This is a genomic window from Massilia sp. YIM B02443 (assembly GCF_030411955.1).
Taxonomy (GTDB): Bacteria; Pseudomonadota; Gammaproteobacteria; order Burkholderiales; family Burkholderiaceae_D; genus Telluria.
This window is the reverse complement of sequence record NZ_JASNRA010000036.1, coordinates 1-21,421: the sequence shown is the minus strand read 5'-3', so window position 1 is coordinate 21,421 and position 21,421 is coordinate 1. Positions and strand designations below refer to the sequence as shown.

The 21,421-nt window shown below is 69.4% G+C and carries 20 protein-coding genes; 10 read left to right on the top strand and 10 right to left on the bottom strand.

The features are described from left to right. The first annotated feature begins 5 nt into the window (after positions 1 to 5). A complete protein-coding gene (locus QPK27_RS23705) occupies positions 6 to 2,312 on the top strand; it encodes a bifunctional serine/threonine-protein kinase/formylglycine-generating enzyme family protein (RefSeq protein WP_290420636.1) in 2,307 nt (768 codons plus the stop codon). Between the two features lie 270 nt (positions 2,313 to 2,582). Here QPK27_RS23705 and QPK27_RS23700 read toward each other — a convergent pair whose 3' ends face one another. The 3 genes from QPK27_RS23700 to QPK27_RS23690 all read right to left on the bottom strand — a co-directional run bounded on the left by QPK27_RS23700 (position 2,583) and on the right by QPK27_RS23690 (position 6,614). Beyond that, positions 2,583 to 4,139, bottom strand: coding sequence for an FHA domain-containing protein (locus QPK27_RS23700; protein ID WP_290420635.1), 1,557 nt, complete (start codon positions 4,137 to 4,139; stop codon positions 2,583 to 2,585). Between the two features lie 124 nt (positions 4,140 to 4,263). Beyond that, positions 4,264 to 5,253: a PP2C family serine/threonine-protein phosphatase gene (locus QPK27_RS23695; RefSeq protein ID WP_290420634.1), complete on the bottom strand. Its 990-nt coding sequence runs from the start codon at positions 5,251 to 5,253 to the stop codon at positions 4,264 to 4,266. Between the two features lie 47 nt (positions 5,254 to 5,300). Further along, a complete protein-coding gene (locus QPK27_RS23690; RefSeq protein ID WP_290420633.1) occupies positions 5,301 to 6,614 on the bottom strand; it encodes an MFS transporter in 1,314 nt (437 codons plus the stop codon). A gap of 71 nt (positions 6,615 to 6,685) precedes the next feature. On the opposite strand from QPK27_RS23690, the gene QPK27_RS23685 reads away from it, so the two are divergent. The 3 genes from QPK27_RS23685 to QPK27_RS23675 all read left to right on the top strand — a co-directional run bounded on the left by QPK27_RS23685 (position 6,686) and on the right by QPK27_RS23675 (position 8,479). Beyond that, on the top strand, positions 6,686 to 7,153 hold the full coding sequence (locus tag QPK27_RS23685; RefSeq protein WP_290420632.1) for a GNAT family N-acetyltransferase: 468 nt from the start codon (positions 6,686 to 6,688) through the stop codon (positions 7,151 to 7,153). Positions 7,154 to 7,330: 177 nt separating this feature from the next. Further along, positions 7,331 to 8,002, top strand: a complete 672-nt coding sequence (locus tag QPK27_RS23680; protein WP_290420631.1) for a glutathione S-transferase family protein — start codon at positions 7,331 to 7,333, stop codon at positions 8,000 to 8,002. 24 nt (positions 8,003 to 8,026) lie between these two features. Continuing rightward, positions 8,027 to 8,479, top strand: coding sequence for a nuclear transport factor 2 family protein (locus tag QPK27_RS23675; protein ID WP_290420630.1), 453 nt, complete (start codon positions 8,027 to 8,029; stop codon positions 8,477 to 8,479). Between the two features lie 10 nt (positions 8,480 to 8,489). Here the strand turns inward: QPK27_RS23675 and QPK27_RS23670 are convergent, their stop codons facing one another. After that, entirely contained in the window at positions 8,490 to 9,395 is a 906-nt protein-coding gene (locus QPK27_RS23670) for a LysR family transcriptional regulator (protein ID WP_290420629.1), read from the bottom strand. A gap of 217 nt (positions 9,396 to 9,612) precedes the next feature. On the opposite strand from QPK27_RS23670, the gene QPK27_RS23665 reads away from it, so the two are divergent. Beyond that, complete coding sequence (locus tag QPK27_RS23665; RefSeq protein WP_290420628.1) at positions 9,613 to 10,425, top strand: SDR family NAD(P)-dependent oxidoreductase; 813 nt, start codon at positions 9,613 to 9,615, stop codon at positions 10,423 to 10,425. 7 nt (positions 10,426 to 10,432) lie between these two features. Here the strand turns inward: QPK27_RS23665 and QPK27_RS23660 are convergent, their stop codons facing one another. The 5 genes from QPK27_RS23660 to QPK27_RS23640 form a co-directional block, all read right to left on the bottom strand. Beyond that, positions 10,433 to 10,879 carry an SH3 domain-containing protein gene (locus QPK27_RS23660; protein WP_290420627.1) on the bottom strand — a complete coding sequence of 149 codons (447 nt, stop codon included), beginning with the start codon at positions 10,877 to 10,879 and terminating at the stop codon, positions 10,433 to 10,435. A 7-nt stretch (positions 10,880 to 10,886) separates the two neighbouring features. Beyond that, positions 10,887 to 12,461, bottom strand: a complete 1,575-nt coding sequence (locus QPK27_RS23655) for a hypothetical protein (RefSeq protein WP_290420626.1) — start codon at positions 12,459 to 12,461, stop codon at positions 10,887 to 10,889. Beyond that, positions 12,431 to 14,791, bottom strand: coding sequence for an FtsW/RodA/SpoVE family cell cycle protein (locus tag QPK27_RS23650; RefSeq protein WP_290420625.1), 2,361 nt, complete (start codon positions 14,789 to 14,791; stop codon positions 12,431 to 12,433). Before QPK27_RS23650 ends, QPK27_RS23655 begins: the two co-directional genes overlap by 31 nt. After that, positions 14,788 to 15,762 (bottom strand): protein kinase, encoded by a 975-nt coding sequence (locus tag QPK27_RS23645; RefSeq protein WP_290420624.1) that lies wholly within the window; start codon positions 15,760 to 15,762, stop codon positions 14,788 to 14,790. The genes QPK27_RS23650 and QPK27_RS23645 overlap by 4 nt, the downstream gene beginning before the upstream one ends. A 112-nt stretch (positions 15,763 to 15,874) precedes the next feature. Then, entirely contained in the window at positions 15,875 to 16,357 is a 483-nt protein-coding gene (locus QPK27_RS23640) for a PXPV repeat protein (protein ID WP_290420623.1), read from the bottom strand. Positions 16,358 to 16,585: 228 nt separating this feature from the next. Between QPK27_RS23640 and QPK27_RS23635 the strand changes: the two genes are divergently transcribed. Beyond that, complete coding sequence (locus tag QPK27_RS23635; protein ID WP_290420622.1) at positions 16,586 to 17,722, top strand: metallophosphoesterase; 1,137 nt, start codon at positions 16,586 to 16,588, stop codon at positions 17,720 to 17,722. A 116-nt stretch (positions 17,723 to 17,838) separates the two neighbouring features. After that, complete coding sequence (locus tag QPK27_RS23630) at positions 17,839 to 19,281, top strand: M20/M25/M40 family metallo-hydrolase (protein ID WP_290420621.1); 1,443 nt, start codon at positions 17,839 to 17,841, stop codon at positions 19,279 to 19,281. A 112-nt stretch (positions 19,282 to 19,393) separates the two neighbouring features. Here the strand turns inward: QPK27_RS23630 and QPK27_RS23625 are convergent, their stop codons facing one another. After that, positions 19,394 to 19,750 (bottom strand): DUF1566 domain-containing protein, encoded by a 357-nt coding sequence (locus QPK27_RS23625; RefSeq protein WP_290420620.1) that lies wholly within the window; start codon positions 19,748 to 19,750, stop codon positions 19,394 to 19,396. A 285-nt stretch (positions 19,751 to 20,035) separates the two neighbouring features. On the opposite strand from QPK27_RS23625, the gene QPK27_RS23620 reads away from it, so the two are divergent. From QPK27_RS23620 to QPK27_RS23610, 3 genes are all read left to right on the top strand, one after another. Further along, positions 20,036 to 20,473: a hypothetical protein gene (locus tag QPK27_RS23620; protein WP_290420619.1), complete on the top strand. Its 438-nt coding sequence runs from the start codon at positions 20,036 to 20,038 to the stop codon at positions 20,471 to 20,473. 304 nt (positions 20,474 to 20,777) lie between these two features. Further along, positions 20,778 to 21,155, top strand: a complete 378-nt coding sequence (locus QPK27_RS23615) for a DUF1565 domain-containing protein (protein ID WP_290420618.1) — start codon at positions 20,778 to 20,780, stop codon at positions 21,153 to 21,155. Further along, a partial coding sequence (locus QPK27_RS23610; protein WP_290420617.1) for a DUF1565 domain-containing protein occupies positions 21,098 to 21,421 on the top strand: 324 nt, incomplete at its 3' end. The genes QPK27_RS23615 and QPK27_RS23610, both read left to right, overlap by 58 nt.

Below are 21,421 nucleotides of genomic sequence, written 5' to 3'. Positions count from 1 at the left end.
GATCAATGCAGACTGCCATCGACAAGATCCGCGAACTGCGCGCGCTGCACGAAGACGGGCTGCTCAGCCGCCAGGAATTCGACCTGCGCAAGAACGCGATCCTCGATGCCGTCTACGCACCGGGCAAGCCGCGCCCGGCCACCGATATCAGCGACCATGATGCGGCGCCGCTGGTGCGCGCCGGCACCGAGATCGGGCTGATCGCCGGGCAGGAAGTCGGCCCCCAAAACCGCCGTTACCGGCTGGAGCGCCTGATCGCCCACGGCGGCATGGGCCAGGTGTGGCAGGCGACCGACCTTGCCACCCACGCTGAACTGGGCCACAGCGCCCAGGTCGCGCTCAAGATTTTGCCGCCGCAGCTGACCCAGGCCGCCAGCCACGCCAAGCTCCTGATCCAGGAAGCCACGCGCGCGCGCCGCCTGGCGCACGAGCACATCGTGCGCGTCTACGAATGGGCGCAGGATCCGGCTACGGCCAGCTTCTTTTTGATCATGGAGTACCTCGAGGGCGAAGACCTGGACGCGGTGATCGCGCGCGAGAAACGGCTTCCGCTCGAGCGCGTGCTGGCGCTGCTCGACCCGGTGGCCGAAGCGCTCGACTACGCGTGGGAGCGGCACCGCCTGGTCCACCGCGACATCAAGCCGGGCAACGTGTTCGTCACCAAAAAGGGTGAGGTCAAGCTGCTCGACTTCGGCATCGCCGCCCGCGCGCGGGCAGGCGGCAACGGCAACCAGGGCAACCACCCCGCTGCGCTGGAAGCGCCGGCGACGTCTGGCACGGCCGGCTACCGCGCGCCGGAAGCGAGCATCGAAGGCAACGTGCCCGAACCGCGTCTCGACGTCTATGCCGTGTCGGTGATGATCCACCAGCTGCTCACCGGCGTGCTGCCGGGCGGCGCCGGCGGCCAGGTGCCGGAGACGCTCGGCGCGCGCCAGTGGGAAGTGCTGCGCGCCGGCTTCGCGCCCGACCCGGCGCTGCGTCCGCCGACTGTGCATGCTTTATTGGATGCGATCCGCGCCGCCGCCGGTCCGGCGCCGGAAGTGGTCGCCGCCCAGGAAGCCGCCCAGCGCGCCGAGCAGCAGCGCATCGAACGCGAACTGGCGGCAAAACGCCAGCGCGAAGCCGAGGCGGCAGCCGCGCTGCAGGCGCGCCTCGACGAGCAGCGCCGCATGCAGCTGCGCGAACAGCAGCGGCGCGAACGCGCGGCGGCCGAGGAAGCGCGCCAGCTGCGTAAAGAGGCGCTGCGCCAGCAGCTGCTGGCCAAGCGCGACGAGGAGGTGGCCAAGGTACGCGCGGCCAAGGAAGAAGCCGAGCGCAAGGCGGCGCAGGCCAAGGCCGCCGCCGCATATCTGGCGCAGCAAAAGCGTGCGCGCGAAGAGGAGGCCGCGCGCGCCACCCAAACGAGTGGGCCGCAAGCCGACGCCGCACAGCCGCGAACCCAGTTCGAAACGCCGCCCGAAGCGCCGGCGCCTGATCCGGTCCCGCTGCCGGTCCCGATTGGCAGCCTGCTACGCGACCCCTTCCTCGACGGCAGCGGCAGCGGCCCGGTGATGGCGCCGATTCCGGCCGGCCGCTTCCAGATGGGCTCACCCGAGCAGGAGCGCCGCATCGCGATGGCGGCCGGCGCCCAGAAGAACTGGCTGGCGCGCGAGACGCCGCAGCACTGGGTCGGCATCGAGCGTCCGTTCGCGCTGGGCCGCTATCCGGTCACGGTCGGCGAATGGCGCGTGTTCGTGCTGGCCAGCGGCTGGCAGCCGCAGGGCGAGGTCGACTGGGCCGCGCCCGGCTTTCCGCAGAGCGACGAGCACCCGGTGGTGGGCGTGACCTGGTTCGACGCCCAGAAATACGTGGCCTGGCTGAGCGAAGCCACCGGCAAGCGCTACCGCCTGCCGAGCGAAGCCGAATGGGAATACGCCTGCCGCGCCGGCACCAGAACCACCTTCAATGTCGGCGACACCATCAGCACCACGCAAGCCAACTTCGACGGCACCTTCACCTACAACGGCGGCCCGCGCGGCGAATTCCGGCGCGGCACCACCCCGGCCGGCAGCTTCGCGCCGAACGCCTGGGGCCTGCACGACATGCACGGCAACGTGTGGGAGTGGGTGCAGGACGTGGTGCACGACACCTACGAGGGCGCGCCCGTCGACGGCAGCGCCTGGGAAGAGGGCGGCGACAATGCGCGCCGCATCCTGCGCGGCGGCTCGTGGCTGTACAACCCGCGCTACCTGCGCTCGGCCCTGCGCAATGGTTTCTCGGCGGTGCTGTCGAACGATATCGTCGGTTTCCGGGTGGCGCGCGAGCTCGGCTGACGGCGCCAACACCGGTATCCGGGCAGCACGCTGCGGCGTGACTTTCCGCACGGCTAACGGGCGCAATCGCCGTAGCGACCGGCGTATGCTGTCTTTGCCGTGAGTCCGGTCGGACCCGGTATCCATGCACGTCTGGTGAAAGGAGACATCATGAAGATCCCAGAACACCTTCGGGCGCCGGTGATCGTGTTCGCCCTGCAAGCCGCTCTGTTAATCGGCACTTCGCTGGTCTTCCTGGTCTTGCGACCCTAGCCCGCAAGGCGGTTGCGCTCAAGCGTCGAGCAAGGCCGCCGGCAGGTGGGAGCGACGCTCGCCCGGGCGGCGCCGGCTGACGCGCGTCTCCGGGTAGGCATCCGGCGTGAAGCGCACGCTGGCGCCCAGGCCTGGCAGCGCCATGCGCGCCGGTCCGGCGCCCGACGTGAGCGGCTGTTCCTGGCCGCTGGCACGGTCCAGCTGCCAGAAACCGCCGTCGCGATGGAACAGCACCGGCAGCGCAGCCGCGCGCGGCATGATGTTCGCGCGGGCCACGTCGCGTCCGTTCGGCGCGCAGTCCGGCGCCATCAGGTAGAAGCATTCGGCGCGCGCGCCGGCATCCAGCCGGTGCAGCACCACCGCGTGCGGCAGCAGGGCGGTGACTTCGAGCGTGACGATGCCCTTGATGCTGGCCGTGAACTCGATGCGCATCCCGGCGCGCAGGGGCACCGGCAGGTGCTTGCCCGGCCACACGCCGTCGAGCAGCAGGCCGTAGCGCGATACGTCTTCGATCTCGAAACCGGCGCGGCCGCGCCGGATCACGGCGTGGCGTCCGGACAGGCGGCGCGTCAGGCCGCCGCGTTCTTCGCCGGCCTCGCCGTGGTGCGCCAGCAGCAGGTCGGCGTCCGGTTCGATCGCTTCGAAGCGGCCCAGCACGCACTCGTCGAGCGCGAACAGGCGCACGTGGCGCTGGGTGGCGGAATCGGCCTCGGCGTGCACCAGGCAGGCGCTGCTGGCGGGGCAGGGATGTTCGCCGGCCGCGTGCGGCAGGTCGATCTCGATCAGGTCTTCGTCCCAGGCGATGGTCGACATGCCGAGGTCGATCTTGCCGCTGCCGCCGCTGTCATGGTCCAGGTTCAGGTGAGCGATCGACCCGTTGCGCGCGCTCACGTCGATGTCGATGCGGCCGCCGCCCGGCGCATGCACCCGGGCGATGCCGGCGTCGTCGGCCGTCACGCGCACGTTCTTGTGGGTGGCGAGGAAGGTCTGGTGGATCTCGGCCAGGCCGGCGTCGTGGCGCGGCACCAGGATCACGGGGGAGCAGATCCAGGTGCGGGCATTGCTGCCGGCAGCCGGGTGGCGGCTGTGCAGTTCGATCTCGATGCGGTGCTGGCCGTGCTCGACGCCGCGCGAGGAAAATTCGAGGAACAGCGGACGCCATTCGCCGCGCGTGGTGCGCTGGAACACGTAGCTGGCGCCACCGCTGAGCTTGAGCGAGGAGCGCACCAGCATCCGCACTTCGGACGCGCAATCCATCGGCATGCCGCGCAGTTCGAGACGGATCGCCTGGCGGCCGCCGGCGGCGCGCGGGTCGAAGCCGCTGATGTGCAGTTGCGGGCGTTGCAGGCCCGGTTGCAAGGTCGCCGCCAGCGGACCGATGACGGTGTCGCGCCGGGTGCGCACGGCCTTGACCGCTTCATAGCTGGTCGGCAGCGGGGCGCCAGCCGCAGCCGGGACACGTTCGCCCTCGGCCGAAACCGCTTCCGGCTGCGCATGGCCGTGCTCGCACACGGCGTCGCCGGGCATGACCCAGACGGTGCAGTGCGGATGCTCGGGATTGCGGCAGCGGTTCATGTCAATGCGACAAGTAAGGAAGAGGGATGGGCGACAGCAGAAGCTTAGCCTGTTTTGCCCATCGGTGGCGCACCGACTTCGTTGATTAACAACATTATTTTTCCGAAATGCATTATTTAGCGCATCACGGCTCGGCGTCGAGCGGCAATGCAGTCTCGTCGGCGTGACGCGGCAGCGGGCGCAGCACCAGTGCGGTCAGGTTATCCGGCTGCAGCCCGAGCGGCGGATCGGCGTCGAATAGCGCAAACAGGCGTTCGACCAGCGTTGCGGCATCGGGCGCGTCGTGCAGCAGCGCGGGCCAGCGCGCCAGCACCGGCTCGGGCTCGAAGCAGGACCAGAACCCATCGGTCGCCAGCAGATAGGCATTGCCGGCCTCGACCGGAAGCAGGCGCCGGTCGGGCAGGCTGGCCAGCCAGGACGGCAGATTGGCCGGCGTGAGCGCGAACAGCGGGTCGGACAGGCGCGCCGGATCGGCGAAGGCATTGCCGAGGATGAAGGCCTGGGCGATCTGCGGCGCATGACGTCCGTAGACCTGGGCCCGCCAGCCGGCCTCGTCCAGCCGTCCGGCCAGGGCGGCGACGGTGGCCGGCACATGGTCGACGGTCAGGGGCGTGGCGCGCTCGCGCGTCAGCCGGTACAGGCGAGAATCGCCCACGTGGTACAGCAGCGGTGCGCCGTGCGGGCGCAGTTCCAGCAGGCTCAACGTGGTGCCGGGGCGGGCAATGCCGGACTTGTCCGCCGCGAAACGCGCCTGCAGGTCGGCGTGGATGGCGTCGAGCCGGCTGCCCAGTTCGTCGAGCGAATCGCACGGCGGCATCTCGAGCAGCGCCGCCGCCAGCGCTTGCGCCGCTTCGCGCCCGTGCCCGTGGCCGCCCATGCCGTCCAGCACCGCCAATCGGCCGTGGCCGCTTGGCCAGTGGGGCAGCCTCACGTGCTGAGGCTGCTGGTCGCGCAGCAGGCAGGCATGGCCGTCGAAGTCGATGACGACGAAATTGTCCTGGTTCTCGGCGCGGGTGGCGACGCCGGGCGCGTCGACGCCGATGCGGCTGGCGACGGCGACGTCGAAGTACGGGGCAAAACTGAAATCGGTGAGCGTGCGGGACATTGTCGGCATGGTGTTGGCGTTGGCGCTACTGTACACCGAACGTCCCGGCGCGCCGCCTAGATCGGATGCTTGCGCCCGCCGCCGAGCAGCACCAGCGCATTGAGCATGACGCAGGCCCCGGCCGCCGCGAAGGCCGCCTTCACGCCCCAGGCTTCAGCCACCTGGCCCCAGAACACGCTGCCGGCCACGTAGCCGCCCGACATCACGAACAGGTAGATCGACAGGGTGCGCGCCCGCACCTCGACCGGGAATGACAGCTGGGCCGCCGCGTTCAGCGTCGACACCGTGGCCGACCACGCCATGCCGCCGCACACGATCAGCGGCATCAGCAACGCCAGCGAGCGCGTCAGCGGCATGGCGACCAGCATGGCGCCGTACACCAGCAGCGCGCCGGCCAGCACGCCGGTCTTGTCGACCCGCGCGCGCACCTGCGGCAGGAAGAAGGCGGCGATCACGGCGCCGCCGCCCAGGCAGCCCATCAGGGTGCCGTAGACGCCGGCGCGCATGTGCAGCACGTCGCGCACGAACACCGGCAGCAGGCTGGCGAACGCGATGGTGGCGAAGAACACCGAGCACACATTGCGCAGGATGCGGCGGTAGCGCGGGCAGCCGAGCGCGCTGCTCACGCCCAGACGGAAGCGTTCGCCGAACGCGGCGCGCGCCACCGGCTGCGGCGCGCCTTCCTGCCACCAGCGCCAGTACACCAGCAGCAGGCCGGCGAACGACAGCGCATTGGCCAGGAACAGCGCGCCCGGCCCGATCCAGCCGAACAGCAGGCCGCCCAGCGCCGGGCCGAGGATGGCGGACAGGTTATAGGACAGGTTGTTCAGCGTGGCCGCGGCCTCGACTTCGTCCGGCTCGACCAGGCCGGACATGGCGGCCTGCCAGGCCGGCCAGATGAAGGCGGTGCCGACGCCCAGGCAGAAGGTAATCGCCAGCACCGGGCCGCTGGCCACCTTGCCGCTCCACACCAGCAGCGCCATGGTGGCGGCGCACACGGCATTGAACAGGTTGCAGAAGAACAGGAACTTGGGCCGGTGCACGGCGTCGGCCAGCACCCCGGCGAACAGGGCGAACAGGAACACCGGCACGTAGGTCGCGGTCTGTACCAGCGAGGTGATCGAGGCCGAATTCGAGAGCGAGGCCACCAGCCAGGCGGCGGCGAAGGTCTGGGTCCAGGTGCCCAGGTTCGACACCAGGTTGGCCAGCCAGATGCGGCGGTAGCGCGCGTGGCGCAGCGGCTGGGTCAGGGGGATCTTGCGGCGGGCGGACGTGGCGCCGGCCGGGGCGGCGGCAGTGGTCGAAAACGCGAAGAAGCTGGCTTTGGGCATGGTCGAACCATGGTAGGACGGGGCCGTCTTCCAGGTCAAGGAAATTGCCTTGTAGAAATCAAACGCTGTGGTATGTTTACACTCCCCTTCGATCTACGTCAATACGCGCCATGGATATCCGACCGCTGGTAAATGCCGACATTCCGGCCGTTGCCGCCTTGCTCCGGATGCTGGCGCGGGAATACATCGTGCACGAATCCACGCCCGAAGGCGCCGCCACCTTCCTGGCCGAGAACGATGAACTGGGCATCCGCGAGTTCGTCACGCGCGGCCACGCCTACCACGTGGCGCTGGTCGACGGCGCACTGGCCGGCTTCGTCGCGGTGCGCGACGACAGCCACCTGTTCCACCTGTTCGTGGCGCGCGACTATCATCGGCGCGGCATCGCGCGCCGGCTGTGGGAAGTGGCGCGCGCGGATGCCATCGCGCGCGGCGGGGATGGGGTGTTCACCGTCAATTCCTCCAACTATGCGGTGAGCGTGTACGAGTCGTTCGGCTTCGTGCGCGTCGGGCCGACCCAATGCGTGAAGGGCCTGTACTTCAATCCGATGCGCCTCGCCGTCGACGACACCGCCTAGCGCGTTTCCATTCCCGGTCCGAATAAGTGTCATGCCCGGCAGGGGTCTTCTGCTGCGGCGGGCGGGCGCATATCGTCCGTACTGCGGGCTTGTGCAGGGCGTCCTTCTTCGAATCGACAGCGCCGCGCAAGCCTGAAGATCCTCTCAACGATTCAATATCTTCAACTGACACATACCATGACCATCAACATCTACGGCGACCTCGGTTCGGGCAGCTATCGCCGCGTCGCCACTGCCGCCAACCTCATGGGCATCGACTTCGAGCGCATCAACGTCGACCTGTTCAAGGGCGAAAGCCACACGCCCGAATTCCTGAAGCTCAACCCCCACGGGCTGACGCCGGTCCTGCAGGACGGCGACACCATCATCTGGGAAGCCTCGGCCATCAATCTCTACCTCGCCGAACGGGCCGGTTCGCCGCTGCTGGGGCGAAGCGCGCGCGAACGCTACGAAGTCCTGCAATGGATGTTCTGGTCCGGCGAACAATGGCGCGTGTTCGCGACCCTGCTGTTCAACGAGCGCGTGGCGGGGCGCGCGATGGGGCAGGCCGAAGATCCGGCGATCGTCGCGCTGCTGCTCAAGAACATGCGCGCCGCAGCCGCGGCCCTCGACGCCCACCTGGCAGGACGCCGCTTCATCGTCGGCGATGCACTGACGCTGGCCGACATCGACATCGCGGCGCCGTTTTCCCAGGTGGCGCGCACCAGGGCGCCGTTTGCCGAGTTCCCGCACCTGTGGGCCTGGCAGCAGCGGCTGCTGGAGACGGTGCCGGAATGGGCCGACAGCAAGCGCGACCTGGACGAGCGGATGGACGCGTTCACCGACTCGATCGGCCTCACCTTCGATTGAACACCACGCACGAGGAGTATCGACATGTCCACTTCCGACACCAGCCTCACGCTGGCCATCTACGAAGGTTTCGCGCATGACCGGCTCGATCGGTGGGATGCGATCTTCCATCCCGATGTCGTGATCAACAGCCCGGCCGGGCGCGACGTGGTCGGGCGCGACGCGCTCAAGGCGTGGATCGGGGCGTTCATCGCCGCGTTCCGTCCGCGGGTCGACCTGATCGACCACTACGTCGCGGGCGAGCGCGCGCTGTTGACCATCAACCTGCACTGGCAGCACGACGGCGCGCCATTCTTCGGCATCGCACCGACTGGCGTTGGCGGCACCTCGGTCGAGACGCTGATGCTGCGCCTGAAGGACGGCCTGGTCACGCATTTCGACGTGGCCGACAATTCGCTCGACCTCGCCATCTACCTGCATGAACGGGGAATGGCGCTGCCGCGCCAGGTCACGCCGCCGGCCTTGATCGCAGGCTGAGGGTCCCGCTTCAGCGCACGCCGTAGCGGGTGCCCGCCAGCTGCTCCTCGATGAACGCGATGAAGGCGCGCGCTTGTGGGCTGGCGTGGCGCGCGCCGCCCGGCAGCACCACCCACAGGTCGAGCGGCGGCATGCGCCAGTCGGCCAGGACTTCGATGACCTGGCCGCTCGCCAGTTCGTCGTCGAAGATCCATTCGCTGGCGACCGCCACCCCGAGGCCGGCCAGCACCGCGCTGCGCAGTCCTTCGAGGGCGCTGATGCGCAGCCGGGGCTGCAGCGTGACCTCGGCCACGCTGCCGTCCCGGCTGAAGGTGACCTGTTCGCCACCCTCGCCACGCGACAGGATGATGGCGGCGTGACTGGTGAGATCCCCCGGCGTAGCGGGCGTGCCGTGCTGCTGCAGGTAGGCCGGGGTGGCGACGACAATGCGGCGGCACTGGCCGATCTTGCGCGCGGTCAGGCTCGAGCTGGCCAGCTTGCCCATGCGCAGGGCGACTTCCGCACCTTCTTCCACCAGGCCGATATTGCCGTCGTCGAGCAGCAGGTCGATGCACAGGCGCGGGTGCTGCGCCATGAACGGCGCCAGCCTGGGGATGATGTGCTGGCGCATGAAGGTGATGGTGCCGCTCACACGCAGCGTGCCGCTCAGGGGCGCGTTGGCGCCGCTGACCGACTGCATCGCCAGGTCGGCTTCGTCCAGCGTACGCAGCGCGTGCCGGTAGAAGGTCTGCCCGGCGTCGGTCGGGCTCAGGCCGCGTGTCGAGCGCAGGAACAGCTGCACGCCCAGCTCCTGTTCGAGCAGCGCCACGGCCTTCGAGACCGACGGCTGGCTCAGGTTCAGGTCTTTGGCGGCGGCGCTGAACGAGCGCGTCTCGTGGACGCGCACGAACGAGCGCATGGTGCTGATCAGGTCCATGACTATTCGATGGCGGCATAAATGGGATGGCAGGCGCAAGCATACGGTGGCAGTGCGCTGAAATCAATCCGCTTCTTGGCGTCCTTTGCCGTCCTTTGCCGTGCTTGTGAACCATTCAGTATTTGCATAAATCTTATAGCCGGTCGGCCGCTTCCCGTGCTCGGGGCAACGACTTAGCCTTGGCAGTCCCGTTCACTCACATCGGAAGGACAAAGCCATGCATATTGAATTCAAGGGCCGCAAGGCGATCGTGACCGGCTCGACCGCCGGCATCGGCCGTGCCACGGCGGAAGGCCTGGCGCGCGCCGGCGCCTCGGTCGTCATCAACGGCCGGGGCAAGGAACGGGTCGACGCGGCCGTGCAGCAAATGCGGCAGTCGTTCCCGGATACTGACATCAGCGGTATCGCGGCCGACCTGTCGACGCCGGAGGGCGCCGCGACGCTGATCGCATCGGCGCCGGATGCCGATATCCTTGTCAACAACGTGGGCACTGCCTACATCCGGGACTACAAGGGCATCGGCGACATCGCCAGCATTCCCGACGCCGACTGGCTCAACCTGTTCCAGCTGAACGTGATGAGCGGCGTGCGCCTGACGCGCCATTACCTGCCGCGCATGGCCGATCGCGGGTGGGGCAGGGTAGTGTTCGTCAGCAGCGAGTCCGCCGTAAATATCCCGAAAGAGATGCTGGACTATGGCATGACCAAGACGGCGCAACTGGCCATCTCACGTGGATTGGCAGAGGCGGTCGCAGGAAGTGGCGTCACGGTCAACGCCGTCCTGCCCGGGCCAACGCGGTCGGAAATCCTGGGCGATCTGATGGCAAAGCAGGCCGAAGCCGAGGGCATCACGCAAAACGAGGCCGAGCAGCGATTCCTTGCAACGCTGCGTCCGACGTCGCTGATCCGGCGCTTCACCACCACCGACGAGGTGGCGAACCTGATCGTCTACACCTGTTCGGAACAGGCGTCGGGAACGACCGGTGCGGCTTTGCGCGTCGACGGCGGCGTGGTGCGGTTCGTGGCCTGAACTGCGCCTAGCCCTCGTCCACACGCCGCAGCCACAGGCTGCTGGCCCAGCCTTCGACCGCCGCGCCATTCACGGTGCCGCGCACCTGCCACCAGTCGCCGTCGCGGCGGCCGGTCGCCGTAAGGCGGCTGCCGGCCGGCACCACCAGCAGGCGCTCGGCATCGACGCCGCCGGCGGCGCGCAGGTTAAGGGCGGCGTGGACGCGGTAGCGGGCGCCGGCGACCGGCGCATCGGCCGCCGCCAGTACCGGTTCGTCCGTCGCCATCGTCCCGGCATGCGGCGGCGCGAACAGGGCCAGCAAGGCAGCGCCGACCGCCAGCGTGCCGCCGGCCAGCAAGCCGGCGGCGCGCGCATTCGGCCGGCGCCACCAGGCACGCGGCGTCAGCCGGGCGCAGGCGCATAGTGTCAGCAGCAGGCCGGCGCCAAAGGCGGCGAGTTGAAGAAGGGACGGCATGCGGTGCTCAGGCGTCGAAGCGCAGCACGTAGTGGCCCGCCACCAGGTGGTGGCCGGGCGGGATCAGGTAGGGCGCGTCGTCGCCGGCGTGCTCGATCTGCGCCACCAAGGCCAGCTGCTCGTCGAGGTGGTACAGCGCCTGGGTCGGCGACTGGCGCGTCACGCGCAGGCCGTCGCTCGATGCTTCCCAGCCGAAGGCGTTGCGCGACAGGCCGAGGCGGTCGGCGCTGGCGGCGGCGCTGCCGTCCCCCTGGCGCAGGTAGGCCGGGGTGTCGAGCACGCGCAGGGCCTGCAGGGCCGGCATGCCGCGCCCGAACGCCAGGCGCGTGCCGGCCAGCGCGGCTTCGGACGGGCCTTCGGGCAGCACCAGCAGGGCGCTGTAGCGGTCGGCCAGCTGGGCGGGTGCGGCGAGCAGGCGGATGCTGGCGTTCTCGATCGGCGCGAACTGCGACGGCACCGCGATGCGCTGGCGGCCGGCGGCCGTGATGGCATGCAGTTCGTCGGCGTCGTCGACGGCGAAGCGGATCACGTTGTCCTGGCCCGGCGCGTTCGGCTGCAGGCGCGCGTCCAGGCCGATCTCCAGCGCTTGGGCGCCGGTGTCGCGGTAGCGCGAGAGGCGCGGAAGGGCCAGGGCGGCGAGCGCGATGCGGTGGCGCGCGACCGGGGCGTAGGTCGCGTCTTCGGCAACGGCGACCGGCGCCGGGGCGGCGGCGGCCTGCGGCACGGCGAGCGGCATGGCGGTCATGTCCGGCGCCGGCGGCGTCACGGTGCGCGCCTTCCACACGGCGGGGCTGCGCTGCGGGGCTGCGCTGCGCACCGCCGCGGGGCTTGCCGCGGATGCCGCGGCGACCGGCGCGCGCAGTGTGCCTGCCCGCTCGATTTTCAGCAGCAGGCGCTGGGCGCTGGCGCCCTTGCCGCGCAAAACGTAATAACCGTTGGCGGCGTCGAGCCGGCATTCGAAGCTGTCTTTCGGGCGCACCTGCAGTTCGAGCGGCGCGTCCGGACCGTCGTTCACCAGCAGCAGGCCGCCCTCGGGGCCGAACGGCCAGCCGGGCACGGCGAAGGTGGCGCCGAAGGCGTCCAGGCCGACCAGGGTCAGGCGCTGGTTGGGATAGATCGCGCACACCGGCTGCCAGATTGCGCTGTCGCGCGAGGCCGTCACCGTGTACTGCACCTGTTCGCCCGGCGCCGGCAGGTATACCGCGTGGCCGAACTTGACCTTGACCTCACCCGGTTCCATGTCGTCGCTGCCCAGCACGTGGTAGCGCACTTCGTCGCCGCCCAGCAGGTCGCCGAAATCCTTCTGGTGCAGCGCCGCCAGCGACTGCGCCAGGTCGCGCACGCGCGCGCCGCGGGTCAGGTGGCGGTCGTCGTCCAGTTCGTCCTGCGGCAAGGTCAATGTCACGTGCGAGAAGCAGCGGGTGGCGGCGCGTCCGCGCTGCTCGCGCGGCGAGCGTTCGAGCAGATCGCGCAGCAGCGGGCGGCGCGCGAACAGCGACAGGCCGGGCGCCTGCCACAGCGCGTCGGCATTGAACACGTCCTGGACCTTGCCTAGGACTTCGTGTTGGACATAGACCGGCATGATGGATTCTCCTCGTGGGTTTGGGCGCTCGCCATGCCGAACGCTAGCAGGGGGCAGATGAAAAACACCAGGTGCGAGCCGCCCGACGACAGGAAACTCATCGGCTGGCCCATGATCGGGAACATGGCCAGGTTCGTCCCCCAGGACAGCAGCAGGTGGCCGGCCACGAATGCCGCGCCGCCGGCCAGCAGGAAGCACTGGAAACGGCCCAGCCAGGCGCGCCGGAAGTCGCTCACGCCGGCCGCCTGGCGCCAGGATGCAGTCGCCACGCGCAGCAGCGCCACCAGGAACAGCGCCTGCAGCGTCCACAGCGCCAGGCCGCCGAGCAGGCCGTGGCGGTGCAGCAGGAACGAGGGCGCAAAGTCGTCCTGGATCGCCGGGATCGCCAGCGCTTCGCCGGCGGCCCCGCCCAGCGCGGCGATGCCGAGCAGGCCGTCGGCCCCCAGCCAGCCGCCTTGGCTAATGGCGCGCGCGCCGAGCAGCATCTGCTGGCCGGTATGCGGGTGCACGGTCGGGTCGCTCCACACCTGGAAGCGTTCGGGATAGAAGCCCAGGCTGCCGAGCACTTCGCCGCCGCTGCGGATCACGGCGCTGCCGGCCGCCAGCAGGCACACGGCGCAGGCCAGCGACAGCAGCGCCGCACGGCGTCCGCCGGTGGCGCACCAGGCAAGCAGCATCGCGCCGCTCCATACCAGCAGCAGCACCAGTGGCGAATAATCGTCGACCCGCACCAGCGCGGCGGCCAGCAGGAACACGAACAGCAGCACCGGCGCCGCCATGCGCAGCCAGAAACGCCAGTCACGTCGTTCGTGGGCGGCGCCCCCGGCGGCCAGCGCCAGGCAGTGGGCGCTCAATGCGGCCAGCGCGAACTTGGCGAACTCGAACGGCTGGATATCGAACACACCGGTCTCGCCGCCGAAGCACACCTGCAGTAGCAGGCCGCACAGGGCGATCGCGGCCAGCACCAGCAGCACGCGCTCGGTGACCGGGCGCGAGACGGCGCCGCGCGCCACCCCGGCCAATAGCAGCAATGCGCCGGGCAGGGCCAGCGCCAGCAGGGCGGCGCTGTTCTGGAAGTGGCGCAGCCAGCCACTGTCGCTTGCGCCCAAGCCCATCTCGAGCTGGACCAGCAGGCCGGCGCCGAGCAGCAGCACCGCGGCCAGCGGCAGCAGCGAGGCACGCCGTTGCCAGCACAGGGCCAGCCAGAGCGCGCCCCAGGCCAGCAGCAGCGAGATGCCGGCGCCGGGCGCGCCGATGCTGCGTTGGCTGACCAGGACCAGCATCGCCGCTGCCGCCAGGTGCGCGGCGGCGGCCACGCGCGCCAGGCCGGTGCGCGCCGCCATGCGGTCGGCGCCACGGCCGGCGCGGCGGATCAGCGGCAGCGCGGCCAGGCCGCCCGCCAGCAGCACGGCTAGCGCCACGCCCCAGGCCAGCGGAGATGGCGACGGTAGCGTCCACATGGCGCGTTCACGCCAGGTGCGCGTCAGCGCCGCCGGCGCGTTGGTATCCGGCGCGGGCGACAACGCCACCTGGCCGGACGGCCGCAGGCGCAGCGTGTCGCCGGCGGTTTCGATGGCGAAGGCGGTGCGGCCCAGTGCGAAACCGTCGGCGCCGGCCAGGGAAAGGTCGCGCCGCGCCACGTCCTGCCAGACGCCATTGGCGCCGACCAGCACCGGCTGAGCGCCGCGCGCCGACAGGGCGATGCGGCCGTCGTCCAGGCGCAGCAGGGCGGCCTGGCCCGGCTCGATCGCGGCGGCGGCGATGCGATTGCCGCACATCAGGTGGCCGCCGATGACGAGCGGACGGGCCAGGGACAAGGATTGCGGCGCCAAGCGGTTCCAGCCGGCAACCAGGCGCGCGGACAGCGCCGTGTCGGGGCAGGCGTCCTGCATCCCGCCGTCGCGCAGGACGGCGGCGCCGTCGTAGGTCCAGCGGTGGGCGCCATCGTCCAGCGTGACGCGGCCGTCGGCGGCTTCGCGCACGGTGAACGAGGCGGCGCCAAGGCGCAGCACCTGGCCGGCCTGCAGCGCCAGTTCGCTGCTGCGCAGGCGTGCTTCTCCCTGCCGCAGCACCACCGGCTGCGCCGGCTCGCTGTTACGCAGCAGCCAGGCGCCCGATGCATCGCGTTGCAGCAGCAGCTGGCGCGGGGCGGCGCGTGGCGCGGACAATTCCTGGCGGCCGAGCACCAATGATTCGCCGGGTTGCAGCGCGATCGCGAGCTCGGACGGCAGCCAGGCCGGCGCGGTGCGCAGGATGGCCAGCAGCTGCAGCGCGCATAGCATGGCCAGCAGTGCGGCGGCGAACAGGGATGCAGGCGACAGACGCTTCATGCTGCACTCCGCATGTCGAGCCAGTGGGTTTGCGTGTCCAGCGCGCGCGTCGCTTCCTGCAACATGCGGCTGATCTCGAGGGCGTGCCGGGGACGGTCGGCGGGGCGGTCGGCCAGCAGGCGGCGCAGCAGCGCTAGGCCGGCGCCGCCGGCGGAGCCGAGGCGGGTGGCGAACAGCTGCGCTTCGTCCTGCTGCAGCACGGCCGGGCGCGCGCCGCCGTCGGCCAGCAGCGCATCCGGCGCTGCGCGGCCGTGCACCTGCCAGGCCTGGCCGCAGGCGGCGCTGTAGCGCAGCAGGGCGCCGCTGACAAGGTAATAGAGCAGGGCGCCGAGCGCGAAATAGTCGGTGCGCGCTTCGGTGGCATAGCCGTCGCCGCCGGGGAAGAACTGTTCCGGCGCCTGCCAGTTGGCGGTGCCGGCGTAGGTGTGGGCGCGCAGGTCGCTCAGGCTCCGGTTGGTGCCGAAGTCGGCCAGCTTCAGGATGTTGTTGGCGTGATCCAGCAGCAGGTTGCCGGGTTTGAGGTCGAGATAGCGCCAGCCGCCGGCATGCACCTTGGCCAGCGCCTGGTTGACCTGGCCCGCCCACTCGAGCGCCTGGCGCGGGGCGAGCGTGCGGCCGGCCGCCTGCTCGGCGGCGAGGTGGGCGGCCAGGTCGCCGTCGAGCAGTTCCAGCGCCATTGCCGGCATGCCGAGGTGGCTGCCGCTGTCGAGCAGGCGCACGATGTGGCGCCCGTCCCACGGCGCCAGCGCGCGCAGGAAGGCGATCTCGTTGGCGGCGCTGGCCAGCCAGCGCTCGCGCAGGCCCTGGGGCGCACGGCGCATCTGTTCCAGGTTGACCAGCTTGACGGCGACACTGCCGGTGGCCTGCAGCGCGTCGGCGCGCCACACCACGCCGTAGGCCGAGCCGGCCAGCGCCTCGCGCAAGCGGTACTGGCCGCCGGCCAGCGAAATGACGTCACCTTCCTTGTACATGGTGTCCCTCGACGTGGCGCCGGGCGCCGATGCCGGGGACTAGCGGGGGGAGAAGAAAAGCACGGACGAAAAAAAGCCGCGCTGATGCGCGGCTGCGTTGATGGAGGGTGGATCAGCGGTGGCCGCGATCCCAGTGGCGGTCGCCACGGTCCCAGCGGTCGCCCCGGTCCCAGTGGCCGCGGCCACGCTCGATGTAGACCGGACGCGGTTGCACGTACACCGGCCGCGGCTGTACATAGACCGGGCGCTGCTCGACGTACACGGGACGCGGCTGCACGTAGACCGGACGCGGTTCGACGTAGACCGGGCGCGGCTGCACGTACACCGGCGCCTGCTGGTAGTACCCGCCGCGGTAGCCACCGTGCCCGCGGTGGCCATAATCGCGGCGGTCGTCGTGGCGGGCGATCGAGTTGCCGACCGCTGCGCCGATCACGCCGCCGGCGATGGCGCCGCCGGTGCCGCCGGCGCTGTGGCCGATGGCCGCGCCCAGCACTGCGCCGAGCGCCGTGCCTGCACCACGATCGTCGGCCATTGCCGCCGGCGAAACGGCAGCGGCCGCCAGAAGCACAGCACCAAGGGTTTTCGATGTCAACATGGCTTTTTCCTTTATCCCCGGAGCAGATCGGAATGATGCTGCGACACCGGGCATGAACCTACTATAGTCCCCGGGTGCTTGTATGCCATTCGTTAATACAGTTTTTTACAGTTGCGTCCCGCTCTGTAACATTGGGCGGCATCATTGTAACAACTGGGCTTGCAGCCTCGGGCATGCGCCCCATCTAGCCTCAAGCACTGTTTATTCCGGTTTTCATACCCACTTCGCATGCGCGCCAACCGAAGCTTCGTCGTCATCCTGTCCCTGCTGGTCCTGCTGCTGGTGTATATCGGCATGCGGATCCTCCCCGACCTCGCCCTCGGCCTGGCGGGCAACGTGCTCGGCGTCCTCGGGCTGATGCTGCTCGGCGTGCTGGTGCCGGTCGGCCTGATGTCGGCTTCGCTGCGGCGGCGCCGCTGGTCGCACCTGGTCGCCTGGCTCGGCCTGCTGTCGATGGGCTTCTTCTCGTCACTGTTGGTGACGACGCTGGTCCGTGACATGGTGCTGCTGGTGTTGCTGGCCGTGGGCGCGCTGACGCCGGCCATCAGCCACGGCAGCGCGGTGGCGGCGCCACTGGTAGCGCTGGGCGTGACGGTAGTCGGCTTCGTCAATGCGCGGCGGCTGGCGCGGGTGGTCAAGGTGAACGTGCCGATCCGCGACCTGCCGCCGGAACTGCACGGCTACGCGATCGCGCAGATCTCCGACATCCACGTCGGGCCGACCATCAAGCGTCCGTTCCTGGACGCGGTCGTCAACAAGGTCAACAAGCTGGGCGCCGACGCCATCGCCATCACCGGCGACCTGGTCGACGGCAGCGTGCAGCGCCTGAGCACCCATACCGAGCCGCTGGCGCGACTGCGCGCCAGCGACGGCGTGTTCTTCGTCACCGGCAACCACGAATACTATTCGGGCGCCGAAGAGTGGATTGCCGAGGTGCGCCGCCTGGGCGTGACCGTGCTGCTGAACCAGCACGTGCTGCGCCGGCGCGGCGCGGCCTCCCTGATGATCGCCGGCGTGGCCGACTACAGCGCGCACCAGTTCAACCCGACCCATAAAAGCGACCCGCGGCGCGCGGCGGCCGGAGCGCCGCGGGACGTCGACGTGCGTGTGCTGCTGGCGCACCAGCCGCGCAGCGCGCTTGATGCCGCCGCGGCCGGCTTCGACCTGCAGCTATCCGGTCACACCCATGGCGGCCAGTTCTTCCCATGGAACCTGTTCGTGCCGTTGCAGCAGCCCTTCGTCGCCGGCCTGAACCGGGTGCGCGACATGTGGGTGTACACCAGCCGCGGCACCGGCTACTGGGGCCCGCCGAAACGCTTCGGGGCGCCGTCCGAGATCACGCTGGTGCGGCTGGTGCCGGCCTGAAGAGGTGGCGGGTACGGCGCCTTCTTCCAGATGTAAACACGCCAAAAAAACAGCGGCGAAAAGTTGCCGAATGCGCTATTGTCTGAATTCTTTCCAATCAGCAAAGGATTCTTAGCATGAACCGCCGCATTCGCCGCTTTCCCGTCCTGACCTCGCTCGCCCTCGCCGCCGCTCTGATCGGCGGCTCGGCCCATGCCGCCACCCCCGGCAACGACCCGGCGGCGCTGGCCAAGATCCGCGATACGGCGATGGGCAGCGACTACGCCTGGCATCGCACCGAAGACTTGACCGACCTGGTCGGTCCACGCCTGTCCGGTTCGCCCGGCGCGGCGGCGGCGGTGACGCAGGTGGCGGATGCGATGCGCAAACTCGGCGCCAAGGTCACGCTGCAGCCGGTCAAGGTGCCGCACTGGGTGCGTGGCCTCGAGACCGGCGAACTGGTCGACTACACCGGCCGTCCGCAAGGCGTGACCCAGCGCGTGGTGCTGGCCGCGCTGGGCGGCTCGGGCGCAACGCCGGAGCAGGGCCTGGTGGCGCCGGTGTTGGTGCTGAACAGCTTCGAGGAACTGAAAACCCGCGCCGCCGAAGTGAAGGGCAAGATTGTCCTGTTCGACGTGGCGTTCGACCAGCACATGGCCGACCGCGGCCTGGCCGGCCACGCCTACGGCCAGGGCTCGGCTTACCGCCGCAACGGCCCGCGCATGGCGGCCGAGCTCGGCGCGGTGGCGGCGCTGGTGCGTTCGGTCGGCGGCGCGGCCTATCGCCTGCCGCATACCGGTTCGTCGGGCATGGACGAGCGCACCCGCATCCCGGCCGCCGCGGTGACGGCGGAGGATTCGATGCTGATGGCGCGCCTGGCCAAGCGTGGCCCCATGAAAATGAAACTGGTGCTCACGCCCAGGAACCTGCCGGACGCCGACAGCTTCAACGTGATCGCCGACCTGCCCGGCACCGAGAAGCCGGACGAGATCGTCATCGTCTCGGGCCACCTCGATTCCTGGGATTTGTCGCCGGGCGCGCACGACGATGCCGCCGCCGTGGCCAGCGCCATGGCCGTGCTCGAGACGCTCAAGAAACTCGACTACCGCCCACGGCGCACCATCCGCTTCATCGCCTGGATGAACGAAGAGAACGGCCAGCGCGGCGCGGCCGCCTACCTGGCCGCCGAACAGGCCAACGCCGGCAAGCACTTCGGTGCGATCGAAAGCGACAACGGCGTCGGCCGCCCGTTCGGCCTGCGCGCCAGCGTGGTGCCGCAGTCGGTCAAGCTGTTCGCGCCGCTGCAGAGCGCGCTGCAGCCGATCGGCGCCAACGTGTTCCAACGCCAGGACGTGCTGGCCACCGGCGACCTGGCCGGTCTGGAACGCGCAGGCGTGCCGAGCTTCGCGCCGATCGTCGACACGTCGAGCTATTTCGACTACCACCACACGCCGGCCGACACCCTGGACAAGGTCGACCCGGACATCCTGCGCCGCCACGTGGCGCTGATGACCGCCACCGCCTGGTACCTGGCCAATATGGAGCAGGAGATCGGCCGCTCGAGCGTGCCGCAGCCGTAAGCCTCAGCCAGTAGCCGCAGCCGGCCGCAGTCGCGTCGATCGCGGCCGCTGCCGGCAAATGCCGCAGGCATCGATGCTGCCGCCGTCGGATGCCGTCGTGTACGGCGCCGCTTCAGGCGCTGTTGATCCGTCGCACCGCCCGCGCATGGCCGCGGTAGGGGCGGCCATAAATGGTCTGGATGCCGCTGGCAAAATTCTGCCCCCACACCAGCTGGGCGCGGGTGGCGTGCGGTTCGCTCGACCAGTACCAGTTGCGCTCGAAGGCGTCGCGCAGGTTGGCGAACAATAGCGCCAGTTCGCGCCGCGTCGGCAGGACACCGTCGTGCCCGGCGGCCCAGTCGGCCGCGGCCGGCCAGCTGACGTCGGCGGCTTCGCCCGGCAACAGCACCAGATGGTAGTCGGGTTCTTCCTTGCCAAGGATGAGGCCGGCATATTCCTCTCCCTCTTGCAACAGTCCCCGGATTTGCATGTACTCGCCCATTGAAATCACCTCGCGTTGATTGGCAGGCGACGCAGGCGGCATCCAAGGTTGGAAAGCCGCTGATGGCGTCGGATATCAGATGGTTAAGACATCCAGCCTCGGCTTTGGTTGCGCTGCGAATTCGATCCAGATCATGCCTGCATGTGATTTCGTCTCAGCAGGTTTCCTTGCGGATTTATTACCCCGCGAAAAAGTTTCTTCAAAAAAGTTGAACTTAGGAAGTTTCTCCCCCTCAAAGGGTTACATTGTTTAATTGAGGCGAGGAATCTTCTGATGAAAACACGCGCACCGTTTGCTTCTCGCGTCCGACTACATGCAGTGCTGTACGGCGCTGCCGTTCTCCTCAGCGCCTGTGGCGGCGCCGCCGACGACAGGAATGGCCAACAGGTGCTCGCGGCCGATACCGTCGCCAGCCCGGTGGCCGGGGCCACCAACCCGGCGCCCGCCGATGTGGCGGCGCCAAACCATGCATCTGTCAACAGCGCCGGCGCCCCGGCGCCGGTCGCCGTCAGCCAGACCGATACCGGCGCCGCCGCGCCCGAGCCGGCGGCACCGGTAGCAGCCCCGACAGTCAGCGCCGGCACCGGTGTCGCCGCCAACCCGGCTACGGCAAGTGGCGCTCCCGCCGCCAACTTCGACCTGAGCGGCTACCAACCGGCAGACGCTGCAGCGGGCGCCGGGGCCGCCCAGGCGCCGCAAGCACCGTACTAAGAACGTTTCACCGTGCATGCCGCGGCATGCATGTCACGACTGCCACGCCAGACAGGCCGGCAGCTCGGTAAACCAGCCCACGCAGTCCAGTCATTCCATGTCGTCAGCACTTCGTCGCTGGCATTTCCCCGCGCCCGGATCGGTGCGCACCCTTTTCAGTAGCTGAGCAAGTCATTGATTTTGAAAAGGTAATTTCCTTTAAAAAATTAATACTCGTAGAAAATATTTCCTAAAAAAAGTTGAACTTAGGAAGTTTCCACAGCTCAAATGGTTACATTGTTTAATTGAGGTAAGGAACCTTCAGATGCAAAAGACCGTCACCATCGCTTCGACCCTCCGCGCTAACCTGACCCGTGCCGCCGGCGCCGTCGCCCTGATGAGCGCAGCCTTCGCTGCGCAGGCCGCAACTCCAGCAACCCCCTACAATTATTACGTCGCGCCGAACGGTTCCGACACCGCTGCCGGCACCAAGGCGGCACCGTTCAAGACCCTGGCGCGCGCCGCCAAGGCCGCCACCAAGGCCGGCACCACGGTCTGGGTTGCCCCAGGCACCTACGCCGGCGGCATCAAAACGGTCGCCAACGGCACCTCCGCGGCCCGCATCTACTGGGTCTCGACCACCAAGTGGGGGCGCCAGGATCGTCCCGCCGGCCAACTCGACCAACAACAGCGCCTGGGATAACCGCGGCAGCTACGTCAGCATCATCGGCTTCGACGTCGACGGCAGCAAGATCGGCAGCNGCCGGCACCAAGGCCGCACCGTTCAAGACCCTGGCGCGCGCCGCCAAGGCCGCCACCAAGGCCGGCACCACGGTCTGGGTTGCCCCAGGCACCTACGCCGGCGGCATCAAGACGGTCGCCAACGGCACTGCCGCAGCCCGCATCTACTGGGTCTCGACCACCAAGTGGGGCGCCAGGATCGTCCCGCCGGCCAACTCGACCAACAAC

What these genes read in the sequence shown, in the direction of transcription:
- QPK27_RS23625 (WP_290420620.1), bottom strand. Translation starts at nt 19,750, where the DNA reads ATGCAAATCCGGGGACTGTTGCAAGAGGGAGAGGAATATGCCGGCCTC.
- QPK27_RS23640 (WP_290420623.1), bottom strand. Translation starts at nt 16,357, where the DNA reads ATGTTGACATCGAAAACCCTTGGTGCTGTGCTTCTGGCGGCCGCTGCC.
- QPK27_RS23635 (WP_290420622.1), top strand. Translation starts at nt 16,586, where the DNA reads ATGCGCGCCAACCGAAGCTTCGTCGTCATCCTGTCCCTGCTGGTCCTG.
- QPK27_RS23620 (WP_290420619.1), top strand. Translation starts at nt 20,036, where the DNA reads ATGAAAACACGCGCACCGTTTGCTTCTCGCGTCCGACTACATGCAGTG.
- QPK27_RS23695 (WP_290420634.1), bottom strand. Translation starts at nt 5,253, where the DNA reads ATGCCGACAATGTCCCGCACGCTCACCGATTTCAGTTTTGCCCCGTAC.
- QPK27_RS23655 (WP_290420626.1), bottom strand. Translation starts at nt 12,461, where the DNA reads ATGCCGGTCTATGTCCAACACGAAGTCCTAGGCAAGGTCCAGGACGTG.
- QPK27_RS23645 (WP_290420624.1), bottom strand. Translation starts at nt 15,762, where the DNA reads ATGTACAAGGAAGGTGACGTCATTTCGCTGGCCGGCGGCCAGTACCGC.
- QPK27_RS23705 (WP_290420636.1), top strand. Translation starts at nt 6, where the DNA reads ATGCAGACTGCCATCGACAAGATCCGCGAACTGCGCGCGCTGCACGAA.
- QPK27_RS23660 (WP_290420627.1), bottom strand. Translation starts at nt 10,879, where the DNA reads ATGCCGTCCCTTCTTCAACTCGCCGCCTTTGGCGCCGGCCTGCTGCTG.
- QPK27_RS23680 (WP_290420631.1), top strand. Translation starts at nt 7,331, where the DNA reads ATGACCATCAACATCTACGGCGACCTCGGTTCGGGCAGCTATCGCCGC.
- QPK27_RS23630 (WP_290420621.1), top strand. Translation starts at nt 17,839, where the DNA reads ATGAACCGCCGCATTCGCCGCTTTCCCGTCCTGACCTCGCTCGCCCTC.
- QPK27_RS23675 (WP_290420630.1), top strand. Translation starts at nt 8,027, where the DNA reads ATGTCCACTTCCGACACCAGCCTCACGCTGGCCATCTACGAAGGTTTC.
- QPK27_RS23700 (WP_290420635.1), bottom strand. Translation starts at nt 4,139, where the DNA reads ATGAACCGCTGCCGCAATCCCGAGCATCCGCACTGCACCGTCTGGGTC.
- QPK27_RS23670 (WP_290420629.1), bottom strand. Translation starts at nt 9,395, where the DNA reads ATGGACCTGATCAGCACCATGCGCTCGTTCGTGCGCGTCCACGAGACG.
- QPK27_RS23685 (WP_290420632.1), top strand. Translation starts at nt 6,686, where the DNA reads ATGGATATCCGACCGCTGGTAAATGCCGACATTCCGGCCGTTGCCGCC.
- QPK27_RS23615 (WP_290420618.1), top strand. Translation starts at nt 20,778, where the DNA reads ATGCAAAAGACCGTCACCATCGCTTCGACCCTCCGCGCTAACCTGACC.
- QPK27_RS23650 (WP_290420625.1), bottom strand. Translation starts at nt 14,791, where the DNA reads ATGAAGCGTCTGTCGCCTGCATCCCTGTTCGCCGCCGCACTGCTGGCC.
- QPK27_RS23665 (WP_290420628.1), top strand. Translation starts at nt 9,613, where the DNA reads ATGCATATTGAATTCAAGGGCCGCAAGGCGATCGTGACCGGCTCGACC.